Origin of the sequence: Flavobacterium noncentrifugens (genome assembly GCF_900100375.1) — a bacterium.
GTDB classification, from domain to species: Bacteria; Bacteroidota; Bacteroidia; order Flavobacteriales; family Flavobacteriaceae; genus Flavobacterium; species Flavobacterium noncentrifugens.
The window spans coordinates 175,761-194,092 of the sequence record NZ_FNEZ01000004.1 but is presented as its reverse complement, the minus strand read 5'-3'; the positions used below and the strand labels follow the sequence as shown (position 1 = coordinate 194,092).

17 protein-coding genes are annotated in these 18,332 nt (G+C 40.3%); 15 read left to right on the top strand and 2 right to left on the bottom strand.

What is annotated here, in order from left to right:
* The first annotated feature begins 2 nt into the window (after nt 1-2).
* From BLS32_RS12975 to BLS32_RS12900, 15 genes are all read left to right on the top strand, one after another.
* Nucleotides 3-1,547, top strand: a complete 1,545-nt coding sequence (locus tag BLS32_RS12975; protein ID WP_091396567.1) for an MFS transporter — start codon at nt 3-5, stop codon at nt 1,545-1,547.
* Between the two features lie 10 nt (nt 1,548-1,557).
* Complete coding sequence (locus tag BLS32_RS12970) at nt 1,558-1,782, top strand: DUF6814 family protein (RefSeq protein ID WP_091396564.1); 225 nt, start codon at nt 1,558-1,560, stop codon at nt 1,780-1,782.
* A 327-nt stretch (nt 1,783-2,109) separates the two neighbouring features.
* The gene (locus BLS32_RS12960; protein WP_091396556.1) at nt 2,110-4,809 is read left to right on the top strand and encodes a sensor histidine kinase; all 2,700 of its coding nucleotides are present in this window, start codon (nt 2,110-2,112) and stop codon (nt 4,807-4,809) included.
* Nucleotides 4,806-5,186, top strand: coding sequence for a response regulator transcription factor (locus tag BLS32_RS12955; protein ID WP_091396553.1), 381 nt, complete (start codon nt 4,806-4,808; stop codon nt 5,184-5,186). Before BLS32_RS12960 ends, BLS32_RS12955 begins: the two co-directional genes overlap by 4 nt.
* On the top strand, nt 5,183-7,084 hold the full coding sequence (locus tag BLS32_RS12950; RefSeq protein WP_091396549.1) for an acetate--CoA ligase: 1,902 nt from the start codon (nt 5,183-5,185) through the stop codon (nt 7,082-7,084). The genes BLS32_RS12955 and BLS32_RS12950 overlap by 4 nt, the downstream gene beginning before the upstream one ends.
* 113 nt (nt 7,085-7,197) lie before the next feature.
* A complete protein-coding gene (gene acs / locus BLS32_RS12945; protein ID WP_091396546.1) occupies nt 7,198-9,105 on the top strand; it encodes an acetate--CoA ligase in 1,908 nt (635 codons plus the stop codon).
* A 191-nt stretch (nt 9,106-9,296) separates the two neighbouring features.
* Nucleotides 9,297-9,905: a DUF4082 domain-containing protein gene (locus tag BLS32_RS12940; protein ID WP_139171776.1), complete on the top strand. Its 609-nt coding sequence runs from the start codon at nt 9,297-9,299 to the stop codon at nt 9,903-9,905.
* A gap of 143 nt (nt 9,906-10,048) precedes the next feature.
* The gene (locus BLS32_RS12935) at nt 10,049-11,182 is read left to right on the top strand and encodes an NAD(P)/FAD-dependent oxidoreductase (RefSeq protein WP_091396539.1); all 1,134 of its coding nucleotides are present in this window, start codon (nt 10,049-10,051) and stop codon (nt 11,180-11,182) included.
* Complete coding sequence (locus BLS32_RS12930) at nt 11,179-11,889, top strand: methyltransferase domain-containing protein (RefSeq protein ID WP_245699452.1); 711 nt, start codon at nt 11,179-11,181, stop codon at nt 11,887-11,889. Before BLS32_RS12935 ends, BLS32_RS12930 begins: the two co-directional genes overlap by 4 nt.
* Complete coding sequence (locus BLS32_RS12925; protein ID WP_091396945.1) at nt 11,886-12,938, top strand: type III polyketide synthase; 1,053 nt, start codon at nt 11,886-11,888, stop codon at nt 12,936-12,938. Before BLS32_RS12930 ends, BLS32_RS12925 begins: the two co-directional genes overlap by 4 nt.
* 15 nt (nt 12,939-12,953) lie before the next feature.
* On the top strand, nt 12,954-13,382 hold the full coding sequence (locus tag BLS32_RS12920; protein ID WP_091396943.1) for a 3-hydroxyacyl-ACP dehydratase FabZ family protein: 429 nt from the start codon (nt 12,954-12,956) through the stop codon (nt 13,380-13,382).
* 1 nt (nt 13,383) lies between these two features.
* Nucleotides 13,384-14,658: a beta-ketoacyl-[acyl-carrier-protein] synthase family protein gene (locus BLS32_RS12915; RefSeq protein WP_091396537.1), complete on the top strand. Its 1,275-nt coding sequence runs from the start codon at nt 13,384-13,386 to the stop codon at nt 14,656-14,658.
* A gap of 1 nt (nt 14,659) precedes the next feature.
* The gene (locus BLS32_RS12910; RefSeq protein WP_091396940.1) at nt 14,660-15,028 is read left to right on the top strand and encodes a VOC family protein; all 369 of its coding nucleotides are present in this window, start codon (nt 14,660-14,662) and stop codon (nt 15,026-15,028) included.
* 3 nt (nt 15,029-15,031) lie between these two features.
* Nucleotides 15,032-15,286 carry an acyl carrier protein gene (locus BLS32_RS12905; protein WP_091396534.1) on the top strand — a complete coding sequence of 85 codons (255 nt, stop codon included), beginning with the start codon at nt 15,032-15,034 and terminating at the stop codon, nt 15,284-15,286.
* The gene (locus BLS32_RS12900; protein ID WP_091396531.1) at nt 15,283-15,753 is read left to right on the top strand and encodes a 4'-phosphopantetheinyl transferase family protein; all 471 of its coding nucleotides are present in this window, start codon (nt 15,283-15,285) and stop codon (nt 15,751-15,753) included. The genes BLS32_RS12905 and BLS32_RS12900 overlap by 4 nt, the downstream gene beginning before the upstream one ends.
* Here the strand turns inward: BLS32_RS12900 and BLS32_RS12895 are convergent.
* Entirely contained in the window at nt 15,748-16,341 is a 594-nt protein-coding gene (locus tag BLS32_RS12895; RefSeq protein WP_091396528.1) for a 3'-5' exonuclease, read from the bottom strand. The genes BLS32_RS12900 and BLS32_RS12895 overlap by 6 nt on opposite strands.
* A gap of 2 nt (nt 16,342-16,343) precedes the next feature.
* Complete coding sequence (locus BLS32_RS12890; RefSeq protein WP_091396525.1) at nt 16,344-18,263, bottom strand: DUF294 nucleotidyltransferase-like domain-containing protein; 1,920 nt, start codon at nt 18,261-18,263, stop codon at nt 16,344-16,346.
* Nucleotides 18,264-18,332 lie beyond the last annotated feature (69 nt).

The window sequence follows — 18,332 nt, the reverse complement described above, 5'->3', positions numbered from 1 at the left end:
TTATGAGCACAGAAACTACTTCAACAAAAGGAATCTGGAAAGTCATCACTGCGTCCTCATTAGGCACGCTGATCGAATGGTATGATTTCTTCATTTTCGGGAGTTTAGCGGTTGTCATTTCAACAAAATTCTTTCCGGCAGATAATCCCACAGCAGCATTTTTATCGACATTGGCTACATTTGCAGCCGGGTTTGTAGTGCGTCCGTTTGGCGCTTTGTTCTTCGGAAGATTGGGCGATCTCATCGGAAGAAAATACACTTTTACCGTCACGCTTTTATTAATGGGCGGTGCGACTTTCTTGATCGGTTGCGTACCGAGTTATGAAACCATCGGATTTTTTGCTCCCTTATTGGTGCTGATTTTACGTTTGCTTCAAGGGCTTGCACTCGGGGGCGAATATGGTGGTGCTGCAACTTATGTGGCCGAGCATGCCCCGAAAGGCGAACGCGGGTATTGGACCTCGTGGATCCAAACGACGGCAACATTCGGATTATTCATTTCCTTGATGGTAATTTTAGCGACCAGAAGCTTATTAACGCCCGAGCAGTTTGACGTTTGGGGCTGGAGGGTGCCATTCTGGATTTCAATCATTATGGTATTCGTTTCTTACCTGATCCGTAAAAAAATGTCGGAATCTCCGGTTTTCGCAAAAGCCAAAGCCGAAGGAAAAACCAGCACCAATCCGTTAAAAGAAAGTTTCGGAAACCGCTACAATCTAAAGTTCGTTCTACTCGCGCTTTTTGGAGCCGCAATGGGGCAGGGTGTGGTTTGGTACACGGGACAGTTTTATGCTATGAGTTTCTTGAAAACGGTCATGTTTGTCGATTCATCACAGGCAGATATCGTACTCGGAATTGCACTTTTAATAGGAACGCCGTTTTTCTTATTTTTTGGATGGTTAAGCGACCGCGTCGGAAGAAAAATCATCATGATGCTTGGAATGCTGTGCGCGATTTTACTATACAGGCCGATTTACAAATCGATGTATCAAACAACCGATGTTTCCCTAAAAACAGAAATTGTCGCAAATGCAAAACTCGAAGCGATTACCAAAGAAAACAACAAACAAAAACTCGATTCGATTTACACCAGCACGAAAGAATATACCGATGGAACGCTCTGGAAACAAGTGAAAACGGTACATTTAGAAAATGGAGCGCCGGTTTTAGATGAAAAAGGCGTTGCTAAAGGCGATACAAAAACGACAGTTACCATCAATTCATCCGACCGCTGGTCGTTAATTTGGCTGCTGTTTATCCAGGTGATTTTCGTAACCATGGTTTACGGCCCGATTGCAGCATTTTTAGTCGAAATGTTCCCGGTGAAAATCCGATACACGTCGATGTCACTTCCTTATCACATTGGAAACGGAATCTTCGGTGGATTGCTTCCCGCGATCTCAACATATTTCGTAACGAATGCCAAAGAAGGCGGCGATCCCGAATTTTACCTCGAAGGTTTGTGGTATCCAATCATCATCGCAGCGATCAGTTTCGCAATCGGAATGGTGTATCTGAAGAGAAAAAACAATATTGAAAACGATTAAAATATAAAATATGAACGCAATAAAAAGATTACTCGGAATCGTTTGGCTCTTATTGGCATTGGCTGCAGCCTACTTTTGCATCTTTATTTTCGGATATCCGAAATTCGTTTCGGGCAAACAGGAAGATTTGGTTTTTGGGATCATCATCCTTTTTGTCCTGACGCCGCTAATTGTCCTCGGACTCGGAACTTTTGGTTATTATGCGCTCGTGGGCGAATATGACGATAAAAAGTAAAATTGATTTTTAAACCATTAAGAAATTAAGTATAGTTAAGCTTAATGAAACTTAATACCTTAATGGTGAATTAAAAATAGGTAAGTTATTTAGCTCCCGGATTTACGTTCGGGAGTTATGTTTTTTATATTTTTATACAGATGAAAAAAAGGCACGAACAAAAACTGATTATTCTTTCACTTGCGTTATTGCTGTGTTTCAACCTGCCGCTACTGCTCATTTTTGATAGCGCCGATTCGGTTTTCGGTATCCCGATAATTTACACCTATTTTTTTTCGGTCTGGCTTTTTTCAATACTTATTTCGCTAATCGTAATTCGAAAATATTATGAATAGTGCAATTTTACTGGTCATTTTATCGGTTTATCTCGCATTTCTTTTTTACATCGCGCATTGGGCAGAGAAAAAGGAAAACAGCCGCTGGGCAAACAATCCGTATGTGTATTCGTTGTCGCTTGCGGTGTATTGCAGTGCGTGGACGTATTACGGAAGCATCGGAGTCGCCGCAAATTCAGGGCTAAGTTATCTTCCAATTTACATTGGGCCTGTAATTATCATTCCGGCATGGATTGTCATTCTTCGCAAAATCATCCGAATTTCAAAAGTCAACAAAATCTCAAGCATCGCCGATTTTATTTCGCTGCGTTACGGAAACAGTCGGTTTTTAGGCGCATTGGTTACCTTAATCTGCATTTTCGGAATTTTGCCTTACATCGCATTGCAATTAAAAGCAATTGCAGAAACTTTTCATGTTGTCGCTAAAACGGCTGCAGATTCAAATGTTTTCAGCGATACCACAACTTATGTAGCGATTGCACTGGCGTTATTCGCATCTTATTATGGAACGCGTTATGTTGATGCATCTGAAAAAAGAAAAGGAATCGTAACAGCAGTTGCGTTGGAATCGATCCTGAAATTGTTCTTTTTTTTATTACTCGGAATTTACGTTACTTTCTTCGTTTTCAACGGATTTGACGATATTTATGCGCAGGCTTCGAAACTCGAATATTTTACCAAGCGCAACACCATTGGCGGAATCCCGCAAGCCATCAACTGGTTTTTCCTGTGTATTTTATCATTGTTTGCAATATTTCTGCTGCCTCGGCAATTCCAAATGGCAGTCATTGAAAATAACCGGGAACGCCATGTGAAAACTGCAGTCTGGTTGTTTCCGTTGTATTTATTATTGTTCAATATTTTCGTTTATCCAGTCGCTTGGAGCGGGAATATTTTGTTTAAAGGCCAATTCGTCAATCCAGATACCTATTCGCTTTTGATTCCGCAATTGTTTAACAACCAATGGATGACGGTTTTGGTTTTTCTTGGCGGATTTTCGGCAGCAATCTCTATGATCGTGGTTTCGTCTATCGGATTGTCAACGATGCTGAGCAACAACTTGTTGATTCCGTATGGTTTCCTCGGAAAATTGCAAAGTGAAGTCCAGGAAAAAAACAACCGCAGGATTGTCACGATCCGGAAAGTCGGCATTTTTTCTCTGATCATTTTGTCGTACATGATTTACCGCGTGTTCGTTTTGGATTACAATTTGTTTTCCATCGGAATGGTATCGTTTGTAATCATCGCACAATTGGCGCCGGCATTTTTCGGTGCGATCTTATGGCGTCGTGGTTCACGAAACGGCGCAGTTGCCGGGATGATCATCGGATTTTTAATCTGTAGTTATACGTTATTGATTCCGTATGCATTGGGCCTGACCGATTTCGACAGCAATTTTATTGCAAATGGCCCATTCGGAATCGCACTTTTAAAACCCTTTCAATTGTTCGGGATTGATTATCTCGATCCAGTTCCGCAAGCGCTTTTCTGGAGTATTTTGTTTAATGTAATGGCTTATCTCGCAGTTTCGGTAAGCTTCAAAGGCAATTACCGCGAACGCAATTATGCCGAGATGTTTGTTGATATCGACCGCTACATTACAAGGCATGAAAATGCATTTGTCTGGAAAGGAACAGCTTACACCAGCGATATTGAAAAAGTGCTGAAACGTTTTTTAGGCGAACAACGCACGAATCGTGCGATGAATATTTTCAGGAGAAAATACAATGTCGATAAAAATGAGGAACTTGCCGATGCGCGCATGATCAAATTCTCAGAAAATTTACTGACTGGCCATATCGGGACCGCATCTGCAAAAATCTTAATTGCCAGCGTCGTAAAAGAAGAAAAAATCACACTTCCAGAAGTGCTCAGAATCCTCGAAGAATCACAGGAAAACATTACAACCAATAAAAAACTGACTGAAACGTCAAATGAATTGAAGGAAATTTCCTCTCAACTAAAAAACGCAAATGCGGCGTTGGTGAAAAAAGATTTGCAGAAAGACGAATTCCTGGGAACGGTGACGCACGAACTTCGAACGCCAATTACAGCCATTCGCGCAGCCAGCGAAATTTTGCACGACGACGATGAAATCCCCGAAGAATTACGCAAACAATTTCTCCAGAATATCATTTCCGAATCGGATCGCTTGAACCGTCTGATTGATAAAATCCTCGACCTTGAGCGTTTCGAAAGCGGCCAGCAGCAATTGTTTATTGAAAAAGGAAACATCAATTCGGTCATCAAAAAAGCGATCAGTCCATTAAAACAATTGATGTCAAACAAAAATATCAAATTCGAATTTTACGAAAGTGAAATTGAAAACTGGACTGCTTTTGACACGGAAAGAATTATTCAGGTCGTAACAAATTTGCTGTCGAATGCCATTAAATTCGCCGATGAAAACCACGGAATTATTACAGTTTCTGTTGAAAAAAATCATTCTGAAACCCGTGTCAAAATTTACAACAACGGAAAAAACATCAATCCCGATGATGCCGATGCGATCTTTGACAAATTCTACCAATCCAACAACCAAAACATCAAAAAACCAATCGGCAGCGGCCTCGGATTGGCCATTTCAAAACAAGTTATTGAAATGCACAAAGGCAAAATCTGGATGAGCAATCACGAGCCCGAAGGCGTGACATTTATTTTTACGATTCCCAATCAAAACACAATATTATGAACAAGATTTTAATTGTTGACGACGAGCCAAACATCATCATGTCTCTAGAATACACGTTCAAGAAAAATAATTTTCAGGTGTTCATCGCGCGTGACGGCCAGGAAGCACTCGATATTTTACAAACCGAAATCCCAAATATCATCATTCTTGATATTATGATGCCAAATGTTGACGGGTACGCAACGATCGAATTTATCAAAAAAGACCAACGCTTAACCAATTGCAAAGTGTTGTTCCTGTCTGCAAAAAACAAAGAAAGCGATATTGAAAAAGGCATGTCGCTTGGTGCGGATGCTTACATGACGAAACCGTTTTCTATCAAAAAATTAGTCGAACAGGTCAATGATCTGCTTCAACAAAAATCAAAATCCGAATGAAATATCAGGAATTTTACGACCACAGCATTTCAAATCCCGAAGGTTTCTGGCGGGAACAATCTGAAAAAATCGAATGGTACAACAAGCCGTCAACCATCCTTTCAAAAGATCAAAACGGTTATCCGATGTGGTTTGAAGACGGCACGTTAAACATGTGTTACCTGACTTTAGACAAGCATATTCAGGATGGTTTTGGCGATCAGGTCGCGTTTATTTACGATTCTCCGGTCACGCAAACGATCCGTAAATATACTTTTAACGAAGTGAAAACCGAAGTCGCAAAACTCGCCGGGGGTTTGTTGGCACTCGGATTTAAAAAAGGCGATACCGCAATAATTTACATGCCAATGATTCCACAAACGGCTTTCGCAATGTTGGCTTGTGCAAGAATTGGCGTAATTCATTCGGTTGTTTTTGGAGGCTTTGCGCCAAATGAACTCGCAATCCGGATTGACGATTGCAAGCCGCGCGGCATTTTGACTGCTTCATCCGGAATTGAAATTGACCGTTTGATCGCATACAAACCATTGGTTGACGAAGCCATTGAAATCGCCACGCACAAACCCAAAAAAGTCGTGGTTTTCAATCGGAAATTAGGCGCGAAAATTCCGTTCAAAAAATACGATGTCGATTATGACGCGTTGGTTTACGGTTCCGAAGAAACGGCTTGTGTCGCGGTTGAATCAAATCATCCGCTATATATTTTATACACATCGGGAACGACAGGAAAACCCAAAGGAATTATTCGTGATACCGGTGGCTACGCGACAGCGATGCAATTTTCGATGACTTACATATATGACGCAAAACCTGGCGAAATTTTTTGGGCAGCGTCGGATATGGGTTGGGCAGTTGGGCACAGCTACATTGTTTATGGTCCGATGATCAACCGGAATACGACTGTAATCTTTGAAGGAAAACCAATCAAAACGCCTGATGCGAGTACGTTTTGGAGGGTAATTTCAGAACACAAAGTCAGTACGATGTTTTGTGCGCCAACAGCAATCCGTGCGATTAAGAAAGAAGATCCTGACGGAGAATTCATCAAGCAATATGATTTGAGTTCATTGAAAAAGCAATTGCTCGCTGGCGAAAGATGCGATGCGGCGACATTGGAATGGTATCAAAAACACATTCCGGTTCCGGTAATCGACAATTGGTGGCAAACCGAATCTGGCTGGCCGATGGTTGCAAATCCAATGGGAATCGAGCCAATGAAAATCAAACCCGGATCGGCGGCGAAAGTTGTTCCCGGCTACGACATTCAAATCTTCAATGAAAACGGAGAAAAGTTGGGCGCAAATGAAGAAGGTTTGGTTGTCATTAAACTGCCGCTTCCGCCGGGAAACATGATTGGATTGTGGGGAAATTTAGAACGCTTCAATGCCAGTTATTTCAGCAGATTTATTGGTTATTATCTTGCCGGAGATGGCGGCTATATCGATGAAGACGGTTATATTTTCATTACCGGACGCGTTGATGATTTGATCAACGTTGCCGGGCACAGGTTGTCAACAGCTGAGATGGAAGAAGTCGTTGCTTCGCATCATTCGGTTGCAGAATGTGCCGTTGTTGGAATTTATGACGAATTAAAAGGACAGATTCCGGTGGCTTTGGTTGTTGTAAAATCGGGGGAAACGATTGAAAGTTTCCAATTGGAATATGAAATCGTTCAATCGATCCGAAAGAAAATAGGAGCAGTGGCTTCGCTTCGGAATGTGGTCGTTGTACAAAGATTGCCAAAAACGCGTTCAGGAAAAATCCTTCGAAAGTTAATCCGGAACATTGCCGATCAGGAAGATTTCCAGATTCCATCAACAATTGATGATGTCACAATCATTGATGAGATCAGAATAGCATTGGCGAAAGCGAAAGTCGGGCAAAAATCCACATCCTGAAATTAAAACAGCTAAAAATTTAATTATGTATATTTATTTTGCAAGATATATATTCGATATAAAATAACGTTCCTTATATTTACAAAAACAAACCGATTCTAAAATTCAGCACCATGAGCTATTATAAAATTGACAATTTAGAACAATACTTCAAGCATTACAACAAATCGATTCGCGAGCCGCGTAAATTCTGGGGAAAAATCGCAGAGGAAAATTTTCAATGGTATCAGCAATGGGATAAAGTGGTCGAATTTGATATGGCTGAAGCCGACATTAAATGGTTTACAGGTGCCAAAGTCAACATCGTAAAAAATTGCGTCGACCGTCATTTAGCCCGACGTGGCAACAAAACCGCAATCATTTTTGAACCGAACGACCCGAAAGAGGAAGCGCAACACATTACATACAATGAACTCCACCAGCGTGTTTGTAAAATGGCGAATGTGCTTCGCGACCAGGGAATCGAAAAAGGCGACCGCGTATGTATTTATCTGCCAATGATTCCGGAATTGGCGGTTGCTGTTTTAGCTTGCGCGAGAATCGGTGCCATTCACTCAGTTGTTTTCGCCGGATTTTCTTCATCTGCTGTAGCAACCCGAATCAATGACTCCGATTGTAAATTGGTCATTACTTCTGACGGCGGTTTCCGAGGTAATAAAACAATAGATTTAAAAGGAATTATAGATGAAGCATTAAACACTTGTCCGTCTGTAAAATCGGTTTTGGTGGTAAAACGTACCAATGAAGAAGTCAAAATGACTGCCGGACGCGACCTTTGGTTGCAGCAACTACTCGATGATGCTTCAGATAACAACGTTGCTGAAATCATGGACGCCGAAGATCCATTGTTTATTTTATACACCTCTGGCTCGACCGGAAAACCGAAAGGAATGGTGCATACGACTGCGGGATATATGGTGTATACCGCTTATACTTTTAAAAATATTTTCAATTACGAAGAAAACGATGTCTATTGGTGTACGGCTGACATCGGTTGGATCACCGGGCATTCATATATTTTATATGGGCCATTATTGAACGGTGCGACGACTGTTATTTTCGAAGGAATTCCGTCTTATCCTGATTTCAGCCGCTTTTGGGAAGTCATCGAAAAACACAAAGTCAACCAGTTTTACACCGCGCCGACAGCGATACGCTCGTTAGCAAAAGAAAGCATTGATTACGTTCAGAGATTTCCGTTGAGTTCGCTAAAAGTTATTGGATCTGTAGGCGAACCGATCAACGAAGAAGCCTGGCATTGGTACAACGACCACGTAGGAGGAAAGCGTTGCCCGCTTGTAGATACCTGGTGGCAAACAGAAACCGGCGGTATTTTGATTTCCCCGGTTCCATTTGTAACGCCAACAAAACCAACTTATGCGACTTTGCCGTTGCCTGGAATCCAACCGGTTTTAATGGACGAAAAGCGCAATGAAATTGAAGGAAACCAAGTTGTTGGAAGTTTGTGCATTAAGTTTCCGTGGCCGGGAATTGCAAGAACGATCTGGGGCGACCATCAACGATACAAAGACACGTATTTCTCTACATTTCCAGGGAAATATTTCACAGGCGACGGCGCATTGAGGGACGAAGTGGGTTATTACAGAATCACCGGCCGCGTTGATGATGTAGTAATTGTTTCCGGACACAATTTAGGAACAGCACCAATTGAAGACGCCATCAACGAACATCCGGCCGTAGCAGAATCTGCGATTGTAGGATTTCCGCACGACATCAAAGGAAATGCCTTATACGGATTTATCATTTTGAAAGATACAGGCGAAAGCCGCGACCGTACAAACCTTTCAAACGAGATCAATCAGGCGATTTCAAACCAAATTGGCCCGATTGCAAAACTCGATAAGATCCAATTTGTCTCAGGATTGCCAAAAACGCGCTCCGGAAAAATCATGAGGCGCATTTTGCGAAAGATCGCTGAAGGGGATTTTTCAAATTTCGGGGACACAACCACTTTACTGAATCCTGAAATTGTAGATGAAATCAAGGAAGGAAGATTATAAATTTAAGCCGCTATAAGAGCGGCTTTTTTAATATTATTTTTTTAAAATAGTACAATCCATGAGTTTGTATATTGAAACAGGCTGTTTGTATATTTCTGTTTTTCATTTAGTTACATCAAATAGATATTTACCGTATTGTTAAGCAACTGTCTTAACTAAACATAATATAAACAATCTAAACAAATGAAATCATGGACACAAATTTTTTAAATCTGAAAACAAACTTTTTAAAATTAACTTTATTTGCTTGTATGATGCTGCCAATCGTAAGTTGCAGCAGTGATGACGATAGTGATGTCGCAGCACCGGAAAACATCACGCAGGATCCTTTGTCCGGATATTTACAAGCAGCGGGATTTACCAAAATAGAAAATAAAAAAGATTCTGGAGATGCCGAATTTGGTATCGCCTTTACGCCGACGGTTAATGGAAAAATCACTTCAATCAGCGCAAAAATTCCGGATATTCATTCGGGAATGCGAATCGCTATTTGGGACAAAGCTACCGCAACTGTATTAAGAACAGAACTTATTGACGTCGCTTCGCCTGATGTAGAAGTTTCAAAAAACATTACTGCATTGGTTTTAACGAAAGACAAGGAATATATGTTTACTTTTAATAGCAACGATTGGTACAATTATAGCAAGCCAGACGCTTCAGCTACTTCATACCCAATAACTGTCGGGGATATTAAAATCACAAACTATGGCTATATTAACGGTACCTCGCAAACAATTCCAAATGTGATGCGTGATGATTATTATGCCGGCGATATCAGATTCAAGTTTCAGAAAGATTAACAGTATCATTTTACAACTATTTAGAAAGCCTGGCAATCGTCAGGTTTTTTCATTTTAGGAACGATAAACATGGTTAAATTGTAAACTTTAAACTTTCAGCTGCAACATTTAATTGGCTTAAATCCATAAATTAGCGCATTATTATGGACGAAAATAATCATATCATTATTGTTGGCGGCGGTTTGGCCGGACTTACGAGCGCGATTCATTTATCAAAAAATGGATTTCCCGTGACAGTGATCGACAAAAATAAATATCCAAGGCATAAAGTCTGCGGCGAATACATTTCAAATGAAGTGCTGCCTTATCTGGATTGGCTTGGCATAAATCCCGAAGTTTTGCATCCAACGAAAATTCGGGAGATCATTTTTTCCACAGGAACAGGAAAAATCATTCATGGAAATTTGCCTTTGGGCGGATTTGGCATTAGTAGATTTGCATTCGATCATTATTTATTTCAAAAAGCAGTTTCACAAAATTGTAAAGTTGTTGAAGAAACGGTCACTGAAATCGATTTTTCAAATGACGAATTTTTAGTAACGCTTTCGAACAACGAAATCCTGAAATCTAAAATTGTCATTGGCGCTTTCGGCAAACGTTCCAATTTGGATCAGAAAATGCACCGCGATTTTATCGTAAAAAAATCACCGTGGCTTGCAGTAAAAGGACATTACAAAGGAAATTTTCCTGATGAAACTGTTGGATTACACAATTTTAAAGGCGGCTATTGCGGTGTTTCCAAAGTTGAAAATGATACAATTAATATTTGTTATTTGGCCGATTTTGAAACGTTCAAACAATATAAAAACCTCGACGAATACCAGAAAAATGTCGTTTATAAAAATCCGGTACTGAAAGCTGTTTTTGAAAATGCGACTGCGATTTTTGAAAAGCCCCTAACGATAAGCCAAATTTCATTCGATAAAAAGAAATGCGTAGAAAATCGCGTTTTAATGGTTGGCGACACGGCCGGACTCATTCATCCATTGTGTGGAAACGGAATGGCCATGGCGATACACAGTGCGAAAATAGTGTCTGAATCGGTAACCAAATATTTAAAACAAGAAAGCCTTTCCCGCGAATCACTTGAAAAAGAATACCATAAATCCTGGAACAGTCATTTTTCAAAAAGGCTCAAAATGGGACGGTTTTTAGGAAAATTGCTGCAACAGCAACGGCTTTCTGAAATTTTGATCCGTGTTTTTGTATGGTTTCCGGCATTACTGCCCATGATGATCAGACAAACGCACGGCGAATTATTAACAACCCCACAATGATCGATACGACTTACAGAACCGATGATCCCGAAATTATGGATGATTTTGCGATGGAAGGCGAAAATCTTATTGATGCGTTAGACAAAATCGCAAGCATCAACCGTTTGCTTGGAGGAAACAAAATTACGCTTGACGGCGTAAAATCCTTGATTGAAAATGTACCACTTTCTCAGGAAATTAAAATAATCGATCTCGGCTGCGGAAACGGTGACATGTTACGGATGCTCGCTGATTTTGCCCAGCAGGAAAACCGGAATTTTAAATTGATTGGCATCGATGCAAACCACAATACGATTCTTCGCGCCAAAGAATTATCGACGGTTTATCCCAATATTTCGTACCTTACTGAGAATGTTTTTAGTCCGAAGTTTGAAAACTTTCAATATGATATTTCCTTATGTACGTTGACTTTGCATCATTTTAAAGAAGAAGAATTGCTTTGGATCATGCGAATATTAAAACGAAATTCCAGAATCGGGATTGTGATCAACGATTTGCAGAGAAGTGCATTGGCATACCGGTTATTCCAATTGCTGGGTTTTGTTTTCCAACTCAAAAAAATGCCGCGCGAAGATGGTTTGACTTCCATTTTACGCGGATTTAAAAAACAGGAACTGATCGATTACTCAAAAAAATTACAATTAACCAATTATAAAATCCAATGGAAATGGGCGTTCCGCTACCAATGGATCATTTCAAAAACATGAGCGTAAAAATACAGGCTGTTGCCAAACAACTTCCGAAATACCACAAAACAACTGAAGAAATCATTCCGTTTCTCGACACTTGGCTTCACGGCCAGGACGAGCGTTTCATCCGCAAAGTCAAAAAGATTTTCGAAGGTGCTGCGGTTGACAAACGCTATTCTATTATGGAACCCTCAGAAGTTTTTACAGCGACTTCATTCGAACAAAAAAATGATATTTACACGCGCGAAGTCATTGAACTCGGTGAAAAAGTATTGATCAAAGCGCTCGAAAAAGCCAACTGGAAACCTGAAACGCTCGATTACATCATCACGGTCAGTTGCACCGGAATCATGATTCCGTCATTAGATGCTTATCTGATCAATAAATTGAAATTACGGCAGGATATTGTGCGTTTGCCGGTTACAGAAATGGGCTGTGCCGCCGGAATTTCAGGAATTATTTACGCCCGAAATTTCTTAAAAGCGAATCCTGGGAAACGCGCTGCTGTCATTGCAGTAGAAAGTCCGACGGCGACTTTCCAGTTGGATGATTATTCGATGGCAAATGTCGTAAGTGCTGCGATTTTCGGCGATGGTGCGGCTTGTGCGTTGCTATCTTCCGACGAAAGAGATTCAGGACCGGAAATCCTTGCTGACGAAATGTACCATTTTTATGACAATGAGCACATGATGGGTTTTAAGCTTACGAATTCGGGATTGCAAATGGTTCTCGACATTGAAGTTCCCGAAACGATCGCGTCTCATTTCCCTGATATTATTCATCCGTTCTTAGCAAAAAATAATCTGAAAATTGAAGATATCGATCATTTGATCTTTCATCCGGGTGGAAAAAAAATCGTTCATACAGTCGAAGAATTATTCTCGGGATTGGGAAAGAATATCAACGCAACCAAAGAGATTTTAAGGCTTTACGGGAATATGTCAAGCGCTACGGTTTTATATGTACTCGAAAAAATCATGGATGAAAATCCGAAAAAAGGAGAGAAAGGCGTTATGCTGAGTTTCGGTCCCGGATTTTCCGCACAGCGCGTATTGCTGCAATGGTAATTGAAATCTACAACGATGATTAAAGACGAAATCATATCGAAGTTGCCGTATTCCAAACCGTTTTTGTTTGTGGATGAAATCGTTCGTATTGATGAAAATGGAGTAGAAGGTACATTCTTTTTTGATGAAAACCTGGATTTCTATAAAGGACATTTTAAAGAAAATCCGGTAACGCCCGGAGTGATTTTGACTGAAACCATGGCACAAATTGGATTGGTTTGTTTGGGAATTTTTTTACTCGATGATCAATTCAATTCGGAAACTGTAATTGGTTTAACATCAACAGAAATGGAATTTTTAAAACCAGTTTCCCCGAATGAAAAAGTGACGGTAATTTCTGAAAAAGTCTATTTTCGTTTCGGAAAATTAAAATGCAAAGTCGCAATGAAAAACGAGCGAGGCGAAGAAGTCTGTTCGGGAACTATTGCCGGAATGATCGTATAATATGGAAAGGAGAGTTGTAATTACCGGGCTTGGGATTGTAGCGCCAAATGGAGTTGGGCTTGATGCGTTTTTGGATGCGATAAAAGCTGGAAAATCCGGAATAAAATTTGACCAGCAACTGGCCGATTTGCAGTTTTCGTGTCAGATTTCGGCAACCCCAGAAATTTCAGAAGATAAAAAACGCGATTATTTTTCAGAGCTCGAACTTCGGAATTTCAATTCAACAGGGATTCTATATGGCGTAATCGCAGGAATCGATGCATGGAAAGATGCCGGATTGTCATTGGAAAACAACAAAGATCCAGATTGGGACAGCGGAACAGTTTTTGGAACCGGAACTTCGGGAATAGAGAAATTCCGCGAAAGCATTTATAAAATAGACGATCTGCAAACGCGAAGGCTTGGAAGCACAGCGGTTGCACAAACAATGGGAAGTGGCATCAGCGCATACATTGGTGGAAAACTCGGACTCGGAAATCAGGTCACAACAAATTCTGCCGCATGCACAACCGGAGCCGAAAGCATTTTGATGTGTTATGAAAGAATTAAATCTGGAAAAGCCAAAAGAATGTTAGCAGGCGCAACGAGCGATTCCGGTCCATACATTTGGGGCGGATTCGATGCAATGAAAGTCTGTACTTTTAAACACAACGAAAGTCCGGAAAAAGGTTCGCGTCCGATGAGTACCACAGCATCAGGCTTTGTTCCGGGAAGTGGCGCTGGTGCTCTGCTGCTTGAAGATTTGGAAACTGCATTGAAAAGAGGCGCAAGGATTTACGGCGAGGTTTTGGGCGGAAATGTAAATTCAGGCGGACAGCGCGGTGAAGGTTCGATGACAGCGCCAAATCCGGTAGCGGTGCAAAAATGCATTTCTGATGCGTTGAAAAATGCCAATGTGAGCGGAAAAGATATCGATACAATCAACGGACATCTGACCGCGACTTCAAAAGACAGCCTGGAAATTTCAAACTGGAGCAAAGCTTTGATGAGAAAAGGAAAAGATTTTCCACCGATCAATTCGCTGAAATCGATGGTCGGACATTGCCTTTCGGCATCGGGCGGCGTAGAAAGCGTTGCGGCGGTTTTGCAGTTGTACCACAATTTTATTTTTCCAAATATCAATTGCGAAGATGTAAATCTGGAAATACTGGAAATCATTGATTCAGAATGCATTCCGACAAAACTTATAAATAAAGAGTTGAATGTTGTCGCAAAAGCGAGTTTTGGCTTTGGAGATGTCAACGGATGTGTTATCTTTAAGAAATTTAAAGGATAAAATGACATTCAGAGTGGCGCGGCATACGAAAAACTTGCAGTTGATAATTGATTTTTACTGTAACATTCCAGGATTTGAAATTTTGGGGCGTTTTGAAAATCACTATAATTATGACGGTGTTTTCATCGGGAAGCCAAATTCGGATTGGCATCTGGAATTTACAGTTTCGGATGAATTGCCAAAACACGAACCGGATGAAGATGATTTATTGGTTTTTTATCCTGAAAATGAAAACGAATTTGAACAAATCTGTACGAAATTCGAATCAAATAACATTAAATCCATAACTTCAAAAAATCCATATTGGAATGCAAACGGCGTTACTTATATCGACCCGGACGGTTTCAGGATTGTAATCGCAAAAAAATAAACCATGAATAGGGAAGAAGCCATATCAAAATTAAAAGACATCGTAAAACCGTATGTTAAAGATCAGGAAGCATTTGAAAAGCTGAATGAAAGTACTGATTTCATTAATGATTTAAAGATCAATTCTGCTAATTTGGTTGATATTGTTCTGGATGTTGAAGAAGCTTTTGGAATTGAAATCGACAATGTTTCAATGGAAAAAATGACAAGTGTCGACGCAGCGTTGGAAATTATCGACACGAAACTAGCCGAAAAATGATCGGGAACGATGTTGTAGATCTGGCTTTAGCCCAGAAAGAAAGCAACTGGAAACGCAACGGTTTTCTACAAAAAATTTTTACTGAAAAGGAACATTTGCAAATTTTAAATTCGGAAAATCCTGAGGTTAAAGTCTGGGAATTGTGGAGTAGGAAAGAAGCGGCATATAAAATCTGGAATCGGGAAAGCAACGTTCGATTATTTCATCCGATGAAATTTGAATGTTCAGATGAAGATTCTGATTTCGGGAAAGTGTCATTTGAAAATCAAGTGTATTTTACTAAAACAGATTTTTCAGATGAAAGGATTTCTTCGATTGCTGTTTGCCAAAAATCCGATTTTGATGCCATAATTCACCTCGAAAACAGGAATGGAATTACCAAAGAAAACGGAATACCATTCTTGAATAAAAAACCAGTTTCTATTAGCAATCACGGCCGTTTTGAGCAAATCATTTCTATTTTATAGACCCAATCTTGCCTTGAGTTTTAAAAATAATAGCGCCATATTGTAAGCATCTTCAGCTGAAGAATATCGGTCGCTTTTTGATACTTTGTAAATGTTCAGTAATTCATCAACAGAAACCGATTTGTCAAAATTGTCGGTAAGTTTCTGGTGCATAATCTCGACGTCGAGTGCTTCATTTTTCAATCTGCCGCAATCCATTTTCACAAGCGCTTCGTTGATCATCGCGACATCAAAATGAATGCGATGACCAACTAAAACGGCATTTCCTATGTATTCGATAAAAGCCTGAACACCTTCGCGTTCGCCAAGTTTTGGCTGCTTGCTTTCGATGATGAATTCATTCGAAAGTCCGTTATCGTGCAAATATTTATATTGTAAAAGCACAATCTCAAAATTATCGCTGACGAGAATACTATTATTTTGGATTCCGACCGCGCCAAAAGACAAGATCACATCTTTTTCAGGATCCAATCCAGTTGTATCAAGGCTTAAGACTACAATCCGCGGTGATTTTTTCTCAAACTTTGAAATGTAATTCTTGTAAAATTCGGGATAATCCTTATTGATATTTTTAATCCAGTCAAACATAATTATGAAAATTGGGTCAGTTGAAACCTGGCTTTGATCAGTTCCTCAAGATCTTTCATTGGCGCAAGCGCATTTTTTAGTTTTTCGCGGTCGACTTTTGACAGCTCTTCGAGATTGATGAACTGTCCGTCAGATTCGGTTTTTAAACCTTCCACGGTTCGGATTTTCGACAATATTACGAACGCTTCTGCACAGTTCAGGTAAATTTCTGAATGCCGCGGATCGGTCATTGCCAATTGTTTGAAACGCAAATAAGTATTGTTGATTCCTTTGATGTTCAAGCTTAAACAAAACAATCGTGCGCCATCGATTAGTGGCATTAATGCACGGGTTTTGATGTCGAATTTATTTTCGTTCGCGCCTTCTTCCTCAACATTGAATTTTTTGAAAAAACTCAATGGTGGCGGCTTCCTTAATGCGTCATTTCCGAGGTAATCGAAGAACAATTTGCCTCTTGAAGCATTCCTGAAAATGACATCGGTAATCGCTTCTTCAATTTTTATTTCTCCGAAAGCAATTTCGTAATCGAAAAATATACTGCTGATCTCGTTGCTTTTTTCACCCGGAGTATTGATCCAGTTTTCATATTGTTTGGTCCAGTCTGACAGCGATTTACACCAAAGAATGTTACTTGCCATGTGTACGTTTGGGCAATATGGATAACCGATTTTTTCGAGTGTGGAAGTCGCGCGTTTGGCAAGTTTTAAAAAGTAATCTTTAACATCGCGGTACTTTTCAGGGGCGACATCTTCAAAAACCAAAATACTGTCCTGGTCTGTGAGTAACAATTGCTCTTTTCTGCCTTGGCTTCCGATGCTTAACCATGCAAATCGGGCAGGAGGCGAACCCATATCCAAGATTGCCAACTCGACAGAACGTTTGATAAGTGCCAGATTAATTTCCCCTGCGATATTCGAAATATGCGAAAGGGGAATGTTTTTATTGATGGATGTCTGAATCATATCCGACAATTTCGCACGAATCTTTTTCAGGTCTTTTGCGTCCTGGGAACGTTTAATTTCCTTGATTAAAACACCAGGGTTACTTGCTTGTGCCACAATAAGATCGTGTTCAGATATAATACCTTTAATTTCAGATTTATCGGAGCCGTCCTGGGTGACGCACAAGTGGCTGACATTGTATTTTAAAATCAATAATTGTGCTTCTGCCAATGATACGTTTTCGGGAACGGCAAGGACAGGAGCGGCCATGATCTTATCAACAGTTGCCGTAATTGGAACGCGGCCGGTCGCAATTTTGGAACGCATGTCGCTATCTGTTACGATTCCGACAGGAAAATGGTTGTTATCGACTATGATTAGATTGTCCATTAAATTGTCGGTCATCAGTTGTGCTGCATCTCTGACAGTAGTATTTACAAAAGATTTCAATGGCATTTTGTTGTAAGTCAACGACTGGAAATACTGCATTTCCGATTGTGATCCACCGGTGTAAACGACGTGATCGGAGAGTAGTTTTCCTTTGTTCTGGCGGTCTTCGGGATTGTTTGAATTGTTGGCGAAACTTTCAAGAAGAAAATTTAAAACCTCTGCATTTTTAGCAACAAACGGACGGAACGTATCAATTGGAATCGCATAAACCACGCTTTCTTCACGCGCTTTTGCCGTCATCATATAATTGTTTTTGGCAAAAAACGGGCGCAATCCAAAAACATCACCTTCAACACATTTGTTTAAAAGCGTTTCTTCGGCATCTGAAATTACGGACAAATTGATCACACCTGAAGCAACAACATAAAAACTATCGTGCAATACATCGTTAATTCGGAACAAAGTCTTGTGTTTCTCGATGTTTACTACACGAATGCTCGTGGCCACAATTGTCAGTTCTTCAATTGACAAATTGTTAAACGGCGGGTATTGTTTGAGGAAATCGGCAATGCGCTCAGCGATGACATTCATAGCAAATTCAGGTCTTAATGATTCGTAAATATAATTGATATTGCCAAATCTCACAAGGTTCGAAACGCA

Excerpts from the sequence above, each read along its gene's own strand:
- BLS32_RS12940 (WP_139171776.1), top strand. The coding sequence starts at position 9,297 with ATGGACACAAATTTTTTAAATCTGAAAACAAACTTTTTAAAATTAACT.
- BLS32_RS12920 (WP_091396943.1), top strand. The coding sequence starts at position 12,954 with ATGATTAAAGACGAAATCATATCGAAGTTGCCGTATTCCAAACCGTTT.
- BLS32_RS12900 (WP_091396531.1), top strand. The coding sequence starts at position 15,283 with ATGATCGGGAACGATGTTGTAGATCTGGCTTTAGCCCAGAAAGAAAGC.
- BLS32_RS12950 (WP_091396549.1), top strand. The coding sequence starts at position 5,183 with ATGAAATATCAGGAATTTTACGACCACAGCATTTCAAATCCCGAAGGT.
- BLS32_RS12975 (WP_091396567.1), top strand. The coding sequence starts at position 3 with ATGAGCACAGAAACTACTTCAACAAAAGGAATCTGGAAAGTCATCACT.
- BLS32_RS12935 (WP_091396539.1), top strand. The coding sequence starts at position 10,049 with ATGGACGAAAATAATCATATCATTATTGTTGGCGGCGGTTTGGCCGGA.
- acs (WP_091396546.1), top strand. The coding sequence starts at position 7,198 with ATGAGCTATTATAAAATTGACAATTTAGAACAATACTTCAAGCATTAC.
- BLS32_RS12970 (WP_091396564.1), top strand. The coding sequence starts at position 1,558 with ATGAACGCAATAAAAAGATTACTCGGAATCGTTTGGCTCTTATTGGCA.
- BLS32_RS12905 (WP_091396534.1), top strand. The coding sequence starts at position 15,032 with ATGAATAGGGAAGAAGCCATATCAAAATTAAAAGACATCGTAAAACCG.
- BLS32_RS12895 (WP_091396528.1), bottom strand. The coding sequence starts at position 16,341 with ATGTTTGACTGGATTAAAAATATCAATAAGGATTATCCCGAATTTTAC.
- BLS32_RS12925 (WP_091396945.1), top strand. The coding sequence starts at position 11,886 with ATGAGCGTAAAAATACAGGCTGTTGCCAAACAACTTCCGAAATACCAC.
- BLS32_RS12890 (WP_091396525.1), bottom strand. The coding sequence starts at position 18,263 with ATGAATGTCATCGCTGAGCGCATTGCCGATTTCCTCAAACAATACCCG.
- BLS32_RS12930 (WP_245699452.1), top strand. The coding sequence starts at position 11,179 with ATGATCGATACGACTTACAGAACCGATGATCCCGAAATTATGGATGAT.
- BLS32_RS12960 (WP_091396556.1), top strand. The coding sequence starts at position 2,110 with ATGAATAGTGCAATTTTACTGGTCATTTTATCGGTTTATCTCGCATTT.
- BLS32_RS12910 (WP_091396940.1), top strand. The coding sequence starts at position 14,660 with ATGACATTCAGAGTGGCGCGGCATACGAAAAACTTGCAGTTGATAATT.
- BLS32_RS12915 (WP_091396537.1), top strand. The coding sequence starts at position 13,384 with ATGGAAAGGAGAGTTGTAATTACCGGGCTTGGGATTGTAGCGCCAAAT.
- BLS32_RS12955 (WP_091396553.1), top strand. The coding sequence starts at position 4,806 with ATGAACAAGATTTTAATTGTTGACGACGAGCCAAACATCATCATGTCT.